The organism is Arthrobacter sp. ov407 (assembly GCF_900102895.1).
In the GTDB taxonomy this organism is placed as follows: domain Bacteria; phylum Actinomycetota; class Actinomycetes; order Actinomycetales; family Micrococcaceae; genus Arthrobacter.
Genome location: NZ_FNGD01000013.1, coordinates 1 through 12,922, shown reverse-complemented (window position 1 = coordinate 12,922; position 12,922 = coordinate 1). Strand labels below are relative to the sequence as shown.

Genomic DNA, 12,922 nt, shown 5'->3' with positions numbered 1-12,922 from the left:
ATGACGGGATGGCGCTGACACCGGAGGGTGCCGGAGGCCCCGGTGCCGGCCCGGGTGCGGGCGGGACCGGCGACGCCGGCTGGTTGCGCGTGCACCCGGCCTCGCCCTTTGTCCGCGGCTGGGTGGCGCTGGCTGCACTGTTGTTCTTCTTTGGACGCGACAGTTTCGAACGGCTGCTGCAGGGCGGCCCGCTCTTTGACGAGCGGTTGGCCGGCCGGGCGCCGTGGCTGCTGCTCGGCGGCGGCACCCTGCTGCTGCTGACCGTTCTCGGCTTTGTCCTGAGCTGGTACTTCACCCGCTACCAGGTGGCGGGCGGCTACGTGCGCGTCAACACCGGATTCCTCTTCAAGCAGCAGCGGCAGGCCAGGCTGGACCGGGTGCAGGCAATCGACGTCGTGCAGCCTTTCCTGGCACGGATCTTCGGACTGGCGGAACTAAGGTTCGATGTCGCCGACGCCGGCCAGTCCGCCGTGCACCTGGCCTACCTGCGCGCGGACGAGGCCCGGCAGCTTCGCGCCACAATCCTGGCCCACGCCTCCGGTGCCGCTGATGGGACGCCGGCGCCGGAGCCGGGACAACCGGAGACCGCCGCCGTGGAGGCCCCGGAACAGGTCGTACTGACTGTGCCGCCGCCGCGTCTTGCGGGCTCGCTGCTCCTGAGCGAACAAAGCGTCGTGATCTTGGCAGGCGGGATCGCTTCCGTACTGCTCTCCGCCGTCACCGAAAACCGGAACTTCGCGGTCTTCCTGATCCCTGCCGCGATCGGTCTCGTCGCCTCCTATTGGTCCTCGTTCAACAAGGGCTACAACTTTACGGCCGCTGTTTCCCCGGACGGCATCCGGCTGCGCTACGGACTGCTGGACACGCAGGCGCAGACCGTTCCGCCGGGCAGGATCCAGGCGCTGAAGGTCAGCCAGCCGCCGCTGTGGCGGATGTTCGGCTGGTACCGGATCCAGGTCAACGTGGCCGGCTACGGCCTGGCCGACAGCGCCGGCGAAGGATCGGCCCGGACCACGCTGCTTCCGGTGGGATCCCTCGCTGACGTCTTGGAAATCCTCTCCCTGGTGCTCCCGGACCCCGGAACTCCGGATCCGGCCGGCGTGTTCACCGCGGGGATCACGGGTATCGCGGACGCCACCGCTGAAGGAAGCGGCGGCGGGCAGGACACCGACGGCGGCTTCGTGACCAGCCCGCGCCGGGCCCGGCTCCTGGCCCCGCTGGGCTGGCGGCGCAACGGTTTCACGGCAACGGAGACCGCCCTGCTCCTGAGGTCGGGCCGGTGGTGGCGGAGCTTCGTGGTGGTGCCGCACCAGCGCACCCAGTCCTTGGCACTGCAACAGGGCCCGCTCGCCCGCAGATTCCGGCTGGCGGACCTGGTCCTGCACACCACGGCAGGTCCGGTGGCCCCGCGGCTCATCCAGGCCGGCCTCGACGAGGCCCGGGCACTGCTCGATGCCCAGTCCGCCCGTGCCCGCGCCGCGCGCAAGCGCCAGAAGAGCGAGCACTGGATGGAGCCGGCGGCCAGTCCGGCCGCACCACCCGCAGACGACCCTCAGGAAGGCCCGCATCATGGCTAAACCAGGACGCCTCGGCGTCGGAATCATTGGCGCGGGGAAAGTCGGTGCCGTCCTCGGGGCGGCGCTGCGCGGAGCCGAGCACGCCGTCATCGGGGCGTCCGCCGTCTCGGACGCCAGCCGGGAACGCGTCGAAACACTCCTGCCCGGCGTCCCGATCCTGGACGTGCAGGACATCGTCGAGCGCGCCGAGCTGGTCCTGCTCGCCGTCCCGGACGATGCCCTGGGCCCGCTCGTAAACGGACTGGCCAAGCTCGGCGCCTGGCAGCCCGGCCAGCTCGTGGCGCACACCTCCGGGCGCTTCGGCGTCGGGATCCTGCACCCGGTCCGTGCCGCCGGCGCCGTGCCGCTCGCGCTGCACCCGGCCATGACGTTCACGGGCATGAGCCTGGACCTCACGAGGCTCCTGGACTGCACCTTTGGCGTCACGGCCGACGCCGCGATGCTGCCGATCGCCCAGGCACTCGTCGTCGAAATGGGCGCCGAGCCCGTCGCGATTGCCGAGGCCGACCGCGTCCTGTACCACGCTGCCCTCGCGCACAGCTCGAACCACCTGGTCACGCTCGTGGCGCAGGCCTCGCAACTGCTCCGCGACGTCGGCGTCGACGCCCCGGACCGGATGCTGGGCCCGCTGCTGCGCGCCACCCTCGAGAACGCGCTCGCCTCCGGCGAATCGGCCCTGACCGGTCCCGTAGCCCGCGGCGACACCGGCACGGTTGCCGCGCATGCCGGCGCCCTCCGCGAGTACGACGGCGGCTCAGCCGGCGATATTCTTGAGGCGTACCTGGCCATGGCCCGGGCGACAGCCCGCCGGGCAGGAAGCCGCGGGCTCCTGAAGCCGGAACAACTCGACGGCATCGAACAGGCGCTCGGCGGTCCCGGCCAGAACGGGACGCCGGCCCCGGAAGGACCCTGACATGGCAATCCAACTCGTCACCACGGCTGCCCAGCTCCGCGCCGCCAGCGCCCGGTTGCTGGCGCAGAAAGGCGGCACGTCCCAGGGGCTCGTGCCCACCATGGGCGCCCTGCACGAGGGGCATGCCCAGCTGGCCCGGACGGCCGTCGCCCAGAACGACGTCGTGGTGGCCAGCATTTTCGTCAACCCGCTGCAGTTTGGCGAAGCCACGGATCTGGAACGCTACCCCCGAACGCTCGAGGCCGACCTCGCCCTGCTCGACGCCGAGGGCGTGGACCTGGCGTTCGCGCCGAGCGTTGAGGAGGTCTACCCCGGCGGGGCACCCCTCGTGCGGATCACGGCTGGACCCCTGGGCGAAAAGTGGGAAGGCGCGTCCCGGCCCGGACACTTCGACGGCGCGCTGACTGTCGTCGCGAAACTGCTCCACTACGGCACCCCGGGGGCCGGGCTGCCGGGCGGTGGCCATCCCGCGTACCGCGCCTATTTCGGCCAGAAGGACGCGCAGCAGCTGGCTCTGGTCCAGCGCATGGTGGCGGACCTGAATTTCCCCGTGGAGATCGTGCCCGTGCCCATTGTCCGCTCGGCCGACGGCCTGGCACTGTCCAGCCGCAACCGCTTCCTCTCCGAGGACCAGCGCGAGGCCGCCCTGGTGCTCTCCCGTGCGCTGCGGCTCATCGAGGAGCGTGCCAACGCACATGAGCCACTGGACATCGATTCCGCGCAGGACCTGGTCCGGTCCCAGCCGCTCGTGGAACTGGACTATTTCGAGGTGGTGGATCCGCGCACGCTCGAGCCGCTTGCGGAAAACTGCAGGGACACCCCGTTCCGCGGCGAGGGGCTGGCGATCATCGCCGCCAAGGTCGGTCCCGTCCGCCTCATCGACAACGCGCCCCTGAAGTCCTGACCCCACCCCCAAATCCCGCGTTGCTTTCCGGGGACGGGAATGCCCCCGGGCCTTAGACTGTTGGAACCTGCAGAAGCGCCGACGCTCGCCGGACCCACACCAGACTCCTTGAGGGAATTCTCATGTCGACAGACGTCTCTTCCAACGCCTCTGGCGATCCCGCACCGGGCGCTGCCTCCACCATCCCCGCGCCAGCTGCGCCTGCCGCAACAAGAACGGCGACTCCCGCCCCGGCGAAGATGTCCCGGGAGTCCGTGACCATCATCACCACGCTCCTGGTGGCCACGTTCGTCGTGATCCTCAACGAGACCATCATGAACGTCGCGCTGCAGCGGCTGATGGTCGACCTGAACATCGACGCGCCCACCGTGCAGTGGCTCTCCACCGGCTTCATGCTCACCATGGCCGTCGTGATTCCCACCACCGGGTTCATCCTGCAGCGGCTGACCACCCGTGCCGTATTCATGCTGGCCATGGGACTCTTCTCCGGTGGCACGCTGCTGGCCGCCCTCGCGCCGGGCTTCGAAGTCCTGCTGCTGGCGCGCATTGTCCAGGCCGGCGGCACCGCCATCATGCTGCCGCTGCTGATGACCACCATCCTCACGCTCGTGCCGCTGGAGCGCCGCGGCGCCGTCATGGGCAACGTGAGCATCGCCATTTCGGTGGCGCCGGCACTTGGCCCCACGGTTTCCGGCCTGATCCTCCAGAATTTTTCCTGGCGGTTCATGTTCGTGTTTGTGCTGCCGATCGCCCTCGCCGCGCTGGCCATCGGGGCCAGGTATTTGACCAATATCGGCAAGACCGAGAAAACCCGGCTCGACGCCCTCTCCGTGGTGCTCACGGTCCCCGCTTTCGGCGGCCTCGTATACGGCCTGAGCCAGATCGGCGGCGGCCAGGCCGGCTCCCGCACTCCCGCCGTGGTGGCCCTGGCCGTTGGTGTGGTGTCGCTGGCTGCGTTCGTCCTGCGGCAGCTGAAGCTGCAGAAGACCGACGGCCCCCTGCTGGACCTGCGCGCCTTCACCTTCCGGATGTTCACGGTGTCCGTGCTGCTGCTGGTCGTGGCCATGATCGCGTTGTTCGGCGCAGTGATCCTGCTGCCGTTGTACCTGCAGGAGATCCGCGGCCTGAAGTCACTTGAGACCGGTCTGGTGCTGCTGCCCGGCGGCCTCGCCATGGGCCTGCTGGGGCCCTTCATCGGCCGCATATTCGACAGAGTCGGGCCCCTGCCGCTGACAGTGACGGGCTCGGTCATGATGGTGCTGTCCCTCTGGCAGTTCTCCATGCTGGACGCCGCCTCACCGGTGGGGTGGATCATCGCCCTGCACGTGGCACTGAGCCTGGGCCTGGCACTCGTGTTCACCCCCGCGTTCACAACCGGCCTGAACCCGCTGCCGCCGCACCTGTACTCCCACGGCTCGGCCATCATGAGCACGCTGCAGCAGGTGGCCGGCGCCGCCGGCACGGCGCTCCTGGTCTCGATCTATGCCTTTGTGGCCGAAGCCTCGGGCATGGTCGCCGGCATGCATGCGGCATTCCTGACGGCGGCCGTCATAGCCGTCGCCGCCGTCGTGCTGTCCACCATGATGCGCAAAACCGAAGGCGCGGCACACCCGGCCGCCCACTAGGGGCAACCAACAATCAACGCGGGGTCGCTTAGTCCCGGTCCGGAGGACCGGGATGGGCGCTTAGTGACTCCGCGTTGGTTTGATGGGGCGAAAGCTCAGCCTGCGTAAAACGCGCTGAGCTCGGCGATCAACTTGTCCGGCGCCTTGTTGACACCGTCGTGGCCCATGGCCGGCAGGATCGTGTAGCTGGAGCCCGAGAGGACATCGTGGATCTGGGCACAGGCCACGCCGAAGTATGCCGGGCTCTTTTCGCCCACGATGATCAGCGTCTCCAGCGGCAGGTCCAGGAAAGGTTCGGCCGGCATGTCCGCGGCGATGATCGCCTTGATCTCGCGGACACCGGTCTGCATGAGGTCGCGCAGCTGCTTGCCGATGGGGGTGCCCGCCGAGAGCTTGTTCGCCAGCGTCAGCATGGACAGCGGCATCCGGGACAGGGCGCTGCCGGTCTCGAGGCCTTTGAGCAGGACGGCGAGGGCGCGGTCGTCGTCGCCGGCTGCAGTGGCCCGCTCGTATTCGGGCGTCCAGTCCGCCGTGACGCTGTGGTTGACGGACACGGCGGGGTCGTACACGGCCAGCCGTTCCACCGGCAGCGTGCGGGCCGCGTGCAGGGCCACCGCCCCGCCGAAGCTGTGGCCGAAGACGTCCGTGCTGGCCGTGTGCTTCATGACGGCGTCGAGATCGTGGATGTCCACGTCCAGGGTGTAGTCCTCCGGCTGCGGGGAGGACGAGCCGCGGCCGCGCCGGTTGAAGGTGTGCACCGGCCGGCCCAGCGACGCGCTGAGTTTCTGCGCGAAACGCGTGTAATCGGCGGCCGTCACCATCGAGGCCGGCACGACGACGATGCCCGAACCCGCCGAGGCGAGCTCGGCGCCCGTGCTGAAAAGCTCGATTGTTCCGCCGTCGGGGGTTCTGATGTTCTCGCGGGTCATGCTCCGAGCCTAGCCGAGGCCGCGGCCCAGTGCAGTACGCCGCAGTTCGGTAGGTCGCAGTGCCGCAGCCCCTGCACTGCACTGGCCCGCTGGCGCTAGTTGCCCAGCCGGCCGCCGGAGACCTCGAGGTAGCAGGTGCCGCAGAGCGACTCGTACCAGACGTCCTGGCCGTCGATCGCAACCTGGTTACCGTCGAAGACCACCTGGTCCCCGATCCGGCGGGTGTTGAAGATCGCTTTCCGTCCGCAGCGGCAGATGGTCTTGAGCTCTTCGAGGGTGTGGGCAATCTCCAGGAGCCGAAGGGAACCGGGGAATGCGCGGGTCCGGAAGTCGGTGCGGATGCCGTAGGCGAGTACGGGGACGTTGTCCAGGACCGCGATGCGGAAGAGATCGTCCACCTGCTCCGGTTCCAGGAACTGGGCCTCGTCCACCAGCAGGCAGGCCACCGGCTGGGTGTCCACGTGCTGCAGCAGGGCGTCGGGATCGTCCCCGTGGGCCTGGGCGGTGAAAAGTGCGCGGGCCGACGCGCCGGCGGGGATCAGGAAGTCCACCGAACGGGTCATGCCCAAGCGGGACACGACGCCGGAGTCGCCCTTGGTGTCCACGTCCGGCTTGGCCAGCAGGACCCGCTGGCCGCGTTCCTCATAGTTGAACGCCGCCTGCAGCAGCCCCGTAGATTTGCCGGAGTTCATGGCGCCGTAGCGGAAGTAGAGCTTGGCCAAGGGGGTCCTTTCGAAAGGGTCGCCCCCGATTCTAGCGGCCGGCCGCCTCAGGGTCCGTCAGCCACCCTGTTTGGGTGGGCGACTGCCGCCCGGGACTTGCCCGGTGATCCGCGGCATGCCCCAGGCTAGGCTGCCGCTCCTGCTGCCGGGCCCGCGACCGAGCGCCGGCGACGCGCCGCCCGGACCGCCGAGGAGGAACCGTGCCGTCCGGAGGGCCAGCCGGTTTCCCGGCCGGATGGGGCCTTCGTGGAGCTGCCCGGGGACCACGGCGAAGCTGACCGCGGGGACGGCGTCGGCCAGCTGGTGGCTCGTCTCGGCGAAGTAGCCAGGGCTCCAACCGCCGCTGAGCATGAGCGTGGGGGTGGTGATGGCGGTAAAATCCTCGAGTTCGGCGTCGGCATCCAGAACGGCGCGCATCTCGGCGACGGCCGTGGGCAGCAGTTCCCGCATTTCGGCGCCGAGCCTGGTCCGGGCCGACAGGATGCTCAGCATGCGCAGCGCGCCCAAGGGCAGCATGGACACCGGCCCCGCCGTCTCCAGGCCCTGCACCAAATGCGCCCAGGCGTGGTCAAGCTGGCCGGCGGCCATGGACCTTTCCAGCTCGGGCCGCCAGCGCTCGGCGAGGTTCCCCGAGAGGCTCACGGCGGCGTCGTAAGTCACCATCCTGCGGATTGGCACGTTCCGGGCGGCCTCGAGGGCCACGAAGCCGCCATAGCTGTGGGCCACGACGTCGCTGGCGCCGGTCTCACGGAGCACGGTGGCCAGGTCGGCCACCTCGGTGGCGGCAGAATAGTCGGCCGGCTGGTGCGAGGAACCGGCGCGCCCGCGCCGGTTGTAGCAGTGCACCGGCTGGCCCAGCAGCCGGCCGAGTTTTCGGGCAAAGGACCGGTAGAGCGCATCAGTGATCAGTGTCCCGTGCACGATCACGACGCCGGATCCTTCACCGCGCAGTTTTTGAGATTGGGCCGCGGCGGCGCCGAACGCGGCGCGCCCGCCCGGCGCACGCGCCGCCGGACGGATTGTGTGCAGCTCGAGGTGCCCCTCGCCGTCGTCGGTCCTTACAGTCCATGTCTCCACAGCCCCGAGTCTATTCCTGCACCCCCGCACCCCCGTCTGCCCGGCTGCGCCCGGGCAGAACCAGGCCGGGACCTGCCGGGGCGCAAATCGACGGTAAACTTGGGGATTGTGACTTCCCAAAACACCCCCGCCCCGAACACCGCCGCCGAGCCGCACGATGCCAGCGAACAGACCCGCATCCGCATGGAGAAGCGCGCCAAGCTGATCGAACGCGGCGTCGAGGCGTATCCGGTGGGTGTCGAACGCACACACTCGCTCACGGAAATCCGCGAGAAATACGCCTACCTGCAGGCCGATGAAACCACCGGCGACGTCGTCGGCGTGACCGGCCGCATTGTCTTCATCCGCAATACGGGCAAGCTCTGCTTCGCTACCCTCCAGGAGGGCGGCGTGGACGGCAAGGCCGTGCGGCTGCAGGTCATGCTGAGCCTGGCCAACATCGGTGAGGAGGCGCTCGCGGAGTGGAAATCCCTCGTGGACCTCGGCGATCACGTCTTCATCAAGGGCGAGGTCATCTCCTCACGCCGCGGCGAGCTGTCGGTCATGGCGGATTCCTGGACCATGGCCTCGAAGGCGCTGCGCCCGCTGCCCGTGCTGCACGCAGGGCTGAATGAAGAAACCCGTGTCCGCCAGCGCTACGTGGACCTCATTGTCCGCGACGAAGCCCGCGAGATGGTTTACACCCGCGCCGCGATCACCCGTTCGATTCGCGAAACCCTGCACCGCCAGGGCTACGTCGAGGTCGAAACCCCCATGCTGCAGCTCGTTCACGGCGGCGCCACGGCCCGTCCCTTCGAGACGCACATGAACGCCTTCGACCAGAAAATGACGCTGCGCATCGCTACCGAGCTCTACCTCAAGCGCACGGTGGTCGGCGGGATCGACCGTGTCTATGACATGGGCAGGGTCTTCCGCAACGAAGGAGTGGACTCCACGCACAGCCCCGAGTTCACCACCTTGGAGTCCTACGAGGCATGGGCGGACCAGTTCGTCATGGCGGACCGGATCAAGGAACTCATCCTGGACGCCGCCGACGCCGCCGGTGTGGGCCGCGTGCTGCAGACCGAAGCCGGGGAGATCAACCTCGACGGCGACTGGACCTGGCTGTCGGTCTATCCGGGGCTGTCCGAGTTCGTGGGCCGGGAAGTGACCCCCGACACCCCGGTTGCCGAACTGCTGGAACTGGCCGCCAAGCACGAGGTCAAGGTCGACGCCGGCTGGGACGCCGAGAAGCTCGTCGTCGAGCTCTTCGGCGAACTGGTGGAGCCCACATTGCTCAACCCCACGTTCGTTTACGACTATCCGCCGTCCGCCCAGCCGCTGGCCCGCCAGCACCGCGAAGACGGCCGCCTGATCGAGGCCTGGGACCTCATCATCGGCGGCATGGAGCGGGGCACGGCGTTCTCGGAACTGATCGACCCTGTGATCCAGCGCGAACGCCTCACCGAACAGTCCCGCCGGTCCGCCGCGGGCGACGTGGAGGCAATGCAGCTGGACGAAGACTTCCTCCGTGCACTCGAGTACGGGGCGCCGCCCATGGGCGGAATCGGCCTGGGCATCGACCGCCTCGTGATGCTCTTCACCGGCGCCGGCATCCGCGAAACGATCCTCTTCCCCCTTTTGAAGCCCGAAGGACACTGAGCATGGACTATATCGCCGTATTGCTGCCCCCCATCGTGGTGGGCCTGCTTTTCTGGTTTGCCATGAAATCCATATTCAATGCCGACAAATCAGAGCGGCAGGCAGAAGCCCGCGCCCATGCTGAAGCGGATTCCCGGGCGGAAGAGTAGGATTCCGGGGCCTTGTGGGGCTAATTACCCATTGAAGAAGTAATAGTTCTCTATTGCCGCCTGTGGTTTTCCTTTGAACAGAGTTTTGCGCTTTGACTCCCTGCTGTAACGCGGAGGATACTTATTCCAGATACATCCTGCTTTTCTTAACGCTCGATCTTTGGAAAGAGAGTCCTTTATGGCACAGAAAGTAAAAATCATCCTCGTTGATGATCTGGATGGGGGATCCGCGGACGAAACTGTCCGGTTTGGCCTTGACGGCGTGAGCTACGAAATAGATCTGTCGTCAAGCAATGCTTCAGAACTCCGCTCTTCGGTGGAGCGATTTGTGACGCACGCACGCAAGACATCAAGTGGACGCGCCACGCGCACGAAAATTTCCAGCGGACGGAATCAAGACTCTGCCCAGATCCGTCAGTGGGCACGGGACAACGGCTATGCGGTAAACAGCCGCGGACGTATCCAGGCTGAAATTCAGGAGGCCTACCAAAAGGCAAATTCCTAGCCAGGGTCCCCGCGCCAGGGCGCAGGATCAGAGCGCAGTATCAGGGCCCCCAGTATCAGGGTCCAGTATCAAGTCGCAATGAAGTCTCGCCAGGCCGCAATCAGGACTCTGTCAAATGCCAATGCCCCCGTTATCTGACGGGGGCATTGCCATGCCGACGGCGGTACGCCCGCCCTGCCCGACGCGCCCGCCGGACGCGCCCGCGGCCGGCGGCCCGCCCGGGAAGGCCGGTTCCGCCCGCCCGGAGGGGCCCGTTCCGCCCGCCCGGAAAGGCCCGGGCCCCCCGTCCGGTCCGGCAGGCTGCGCCCGGCCGGAGGGGTTCCGGCCCCGTTCCGCCCCTGCCGGGGGTTGGGTACGGGCAGCGATGCGCAACCCTCGGGTTTCCCCTGTGGCGAACAAGCCCCAAATCTGGAACCCGGCCACGTAGCATCAAAGTACGTCGTAGCTAGGAGTGTGGCGAAATGTTTGAGCGATTTACGGACCGTGCCCGTCGCGTAGTTGTGCTTGCCCAAGAAGAGGCACGCATGCTGAACCACAATTACATTGGTACCGAACACATCCTCTTGGGTCTGATCCATGAGGGTGAAGGTGTTGCCGCCAAAGCCCTTGAATCCTTGGGCATTTCGCTCGACGGTGTCCGCGAGCAGGTCCAGGAGATCATCGGCCAGGGCCAGCAGGCGCCGTCCGGCCACATCCCCTTCACCCCCCGTGCCAAGAAGGTCCTTGAGCTCTCGCTGCGCGAGGCCCTGCAGCTGGGCCACAACTACATCGGTACCGAGCACATCCTCCTCGGCCTCATCCGGGAGGGCGAGGGCGTTGCCGCCCAGGTACTCGTCAAGCTCGGCGCCGACCTGAACCGTGTCCGCCAGCAGGTTATCCAGCTGCTCTCGGGTTACCAGGGCAAGGAATCCACGGGCGCCGGCGTCGGCCCCGGCCAGGCCGAGGGTACCCCCGCCGGTTCCGTCGTCCTGGACCAGTTCGGCCGCAACCTGACCCAGGCGGCGCGCGAGAACAAACTGGACCCCGTGATCGGCCGCGAGCAGGAAATGGAACGCGTCATGCAGGTCCTTTCCCGCCGCACCAAGAACAACCCCGTGCTGATCGGCGAGCCCGGCGTCGGCAAGACCGCCGTCGTCGAGGGCCTGGCCCAGGCGATCGTCCGGGGGGATGTCCCGGAGACCATCAAGGACAAGCAGCTGTACACCCTGGACCTCGGGTCCCTCGTGGCCGGCTCCCGCTACCGCGGCGACTTTGAAGAGCGCCTGAAGAAGGTCCTCAAGGAGATCCGCACCCGCGGGGACATCATCCTGTTCATCGATGAGATCCACACCCTGGTGGGTGCCGGAGCCGCCGAAGGTGCCATCGATGCGGCCTCGATCCTGAAGCCCATGCTGGCCCGCGGCGAACTGCAGACCATCGGCGCCACCACGCTGGACGAATACCGCAAGCACATCGAGAAGGATGCCGCGCTGGAGCGCCGCTTCCAGCCGATCCAGGTCAAGGAACCCTCCGTTGCGCACGCAATCGAGATCCTCAAGGGCCTCCGCGACCGGTATGAGGCACACCACCGCGTCACCATCACCGACGGCGCCCTCGCCTCGGCGGCGAGCCTTTCCGAGCGCTACATCTCGGACCGGTTCCTGCCGGACAAGGCGATCGACCTGATCGACGAGGCCGGGGCGCGGCTGCGCATCCGCCGCATGACCGCGCCGCCCGAGCTCAAGATCATGGACGAGAAGATCGCCGCCATGAAGCTGGAGAAGGAATCCGCAATCGACGCGCAGGACTTCGAAGGCGCCGCGTCGCTGCGCGACAAAGAGCAGAAGCTCATTGCCGAGCGCGCCGAGAAGGAACGCCAGTGGAAGACCGGCGGCATGGACGACATCTCCGAAGTCGATGAGGACCTCATCGCCGAGGTGCTGGCGAACTCCACCGGCATCCCGGTCTTCAAGCTGACCGAGGAAGAGTCCTCGCGCCTGCTGAAGATGGAAGACGAGCTGCACCAGCGTGTGGTGGGCCAGGATGAGGCGATTAAGTCGGTTTCGCGGTCGGTCCGGCGCACCCGTGCGGGTCTGAAGGACCCCAAGCGTCCGGGCGGCTCGTTCATCTTCGCCGGCCCCACCGGCGTCGGCAAGACCGAACTGGCCAAGGCCCTCGCGGAGTTCCTGTTCGGCGAAGAGGACGCGCTGATCACCCTGGACATGTCCGAGTACTCGGAGAAGCACACGGTCTCGCGGCTCTTCGGTGCCCCTCCGGGCTACGTGGGCTACGAGGAAGGCGGCCAGCTGACCGAGAAGGTCCGCCGTCGTCCGTTCTCCGTGGTCCTGTTCGATGAAGTGGAGAAGGCGCACGCCGATCTCTTCAACTCGCTGCTGCAGATCCTGGAAGACGGCCGCCTGACCGACTCCCAGGGCCGCGTGGTGGACTTCAAGAACACCGTGATCATCATGACCACGAACCTCGGCACCCGGGACATCTCCAAGAGTGTTGCCACCGGCTTCCAGTCCGGCACGGACACGCAGACCGGCTACAACCGGATGCGCGCCCGGGTCACCGAGGAGCTCAAGCAGCACTTCCGCCCCGAGTTCCTCAACCGTGTTGACGATGTTGTGGTCTTCCCGCAGCTGACCCAGGACGAGATCATCGAGATCGTGGACATGTTCGTCGGCCGCCTGGAGAAGCGCCTCAAGGACAAGGACATGGGCATCGAGCTCACGTCCGCGGCCAAGGTGCTCCTGGCGACCCGCGGCTACGACCCCGCCATGGGTGCCCGGCCGCTGCGCCGCACCATCCAGCGCGAGATCGAGGACCAGCTCTCCGAGAAGATCCTCTTCGGCGAACTGCACGCCGGCGACATCGTGGTGGTGGATGTGGAAGGCG

The 12,922-nt window shown here is 67.5% G+C and carries 11 protein-coding genes; 8 read left to right on the top strand and 3 right to left on the bottom strand.

Features of this window, described 5'->3' with window-relative positions; all coding sequences use genetic code 11:
- Window positions 1–8 precede the first annotated feature (8 nt).
- From BLS42_RS15930 to BLS42_RS15915, 4 genes are all read left to right on the top strand, one after another.
- On the top strand, window positions 9–1,577 hold the full coding sequence (locus tag BLS42_RS15930; RefSeq protein WP_090582891.1) for a PH domain-containing protein: 1,569 nt from the start codon (window positions 9–11) through the stop codon (window positions 1,575–1,577).
- Window positions 1,570–2,490 (top strand): Rossmann-like and DUF2520 domain-containing protein, encoded by a 921-nt coding sequence (locus tag BLS42_RS15925; protein WP_090582889.1) that lies wholly within the window; start codon window positions 1,570–1,572, stop codon window positions 2,488–2,490. The genes BLS42_RS15930 and BLS42_RS15925 overlap by 8 nt, the downstream gene beginning before the upstream one ends.
- 1 nt (window position 2,491) lies before the next feature.
- Complete coding sequence (gene panC / locus BLS42_RS15920) at window positions 2,492–3,394, top strand: pantoate--beta-alanine ligase (RefSeq protein WP_090582887.1); 903 nt, start codon at window positions 2,492–2,494, stop codon at window positions 3,392–3,394.
- A 122-nt stretch (window positions 3,395–3,516) separates the two neighbouring features.
- Window positions 3,517–5,019 carry an MDR family MFS transporter gene (locus tag BLS42_RS15915; protein WP_090582885.1) on the top strand — a complete coding sequence of 501 codons (1,503 nt, stop codon included), beginning with the start codon at window positions 3,517–3,519 and terminating at the stop codon, window positions 5,017–5,019.
- Window positions 5,020–5,114: 95 nt separating this feature from the next.
- On the opposite strand, the gene BLS42_RS15910 is transcribed toward BLS42_RS15915, so the two are convergent.
- From BLS42_RS15910 to BLS42_RS15900, 3 genes are all read right to left on the bottom strand, one after another.
- Window positions 5,115–5,948 carry an alpha/beta fold hydrolase gene (locus BLS42_RS15910; RefSeq protein WP_090582883.1) on the bottom strand — a complete coding sequence of 278 codons (834 nt, stop codon included), beginning with the start codon at window positions 5,946–5,948 and terminating at the stop codon, window positions 5,115–5,117.
- A 95-nt stretch (window positions 5,949–6,043) separates the two neighbouring features.
- On the bottom strand, window positions 6,044–6,670 hold the full coding sequence (locus BLS42_RS15905; protein WP_090582881.1) for a thymidine kinase: 627 nt from the start codon (window positions 6,668–6,670) through the stop codon (window positions 6,044–6,046).
- A 57-nt stretch (window positions 6,671–6,727) separates the two neighbouring features.
- On the bottom strand, window positions 6,728–7,747 hold the full coding sequence (locus BLS42_RS15900; protein ID WP_090582879.1) for an alpha/beta fold hydrolase: 1,020 nt from the start codon (window positions 7,745–7,747) through the stop codon (window positions 6,728–6,730).
- A 108-nt stretch (window positions 7,748–7,855) separates the two neighbouring features.
- Here BLS42_RS15900 and lysS point away from each other — a divergent pair, with 108 nt between their 5' ends.
- The 4 genes from lysS to BLS42_RS15885 all read left to right on the top strand — a co-directional run.
- Window positions 7,856–9,388: a lysine--tRNA ligase gene (gene lysS / locus BLS42_RS15895; protein ID WP_090582877.1), complete on the top strand. Its 1,533-nt coding sequence runs from the start codon at window positions 7,856–7,858 to the stop codon at window positions 9,386–9,388.
- A gap of 2 nt (window positions 9,389–9,390) precedes the next feature.
- Entirely contained in the window at window positions 9,391–9,537 is a 147-nt protein-coding gene (locus BLS42_RS20315) for a hypothetical protein (RefSeq protein WP_176803471.1), read from the top strand.
- Window positions 9,538–9,715: 178 nt separating this feature from the next.
- Window positions 9,716–10,042 carry a histone-like nucleoid-structuring protein Lsr2 gene (locus tag BLS42_RS15890; protein ID WP_090582875.1) on the top strand — a complete coding sequence of 109 codons (327 nt, stop codon included), beginning with the start codon at window positions 9,716–9,718 and terminating at the stop codon, window positions 10,040–10,042.
- Between the two features lie 461 nt (window positions 10,043–10,503).
- The coding region (locus BLS42_RS15885) for an ATP-dependent Clp protease ATP-binding subunit (RefSeq protein ID WP_090583103.1) at window positions 10,504–12,922 on the top strand (2,419 nt) is incomplete at its 3' end.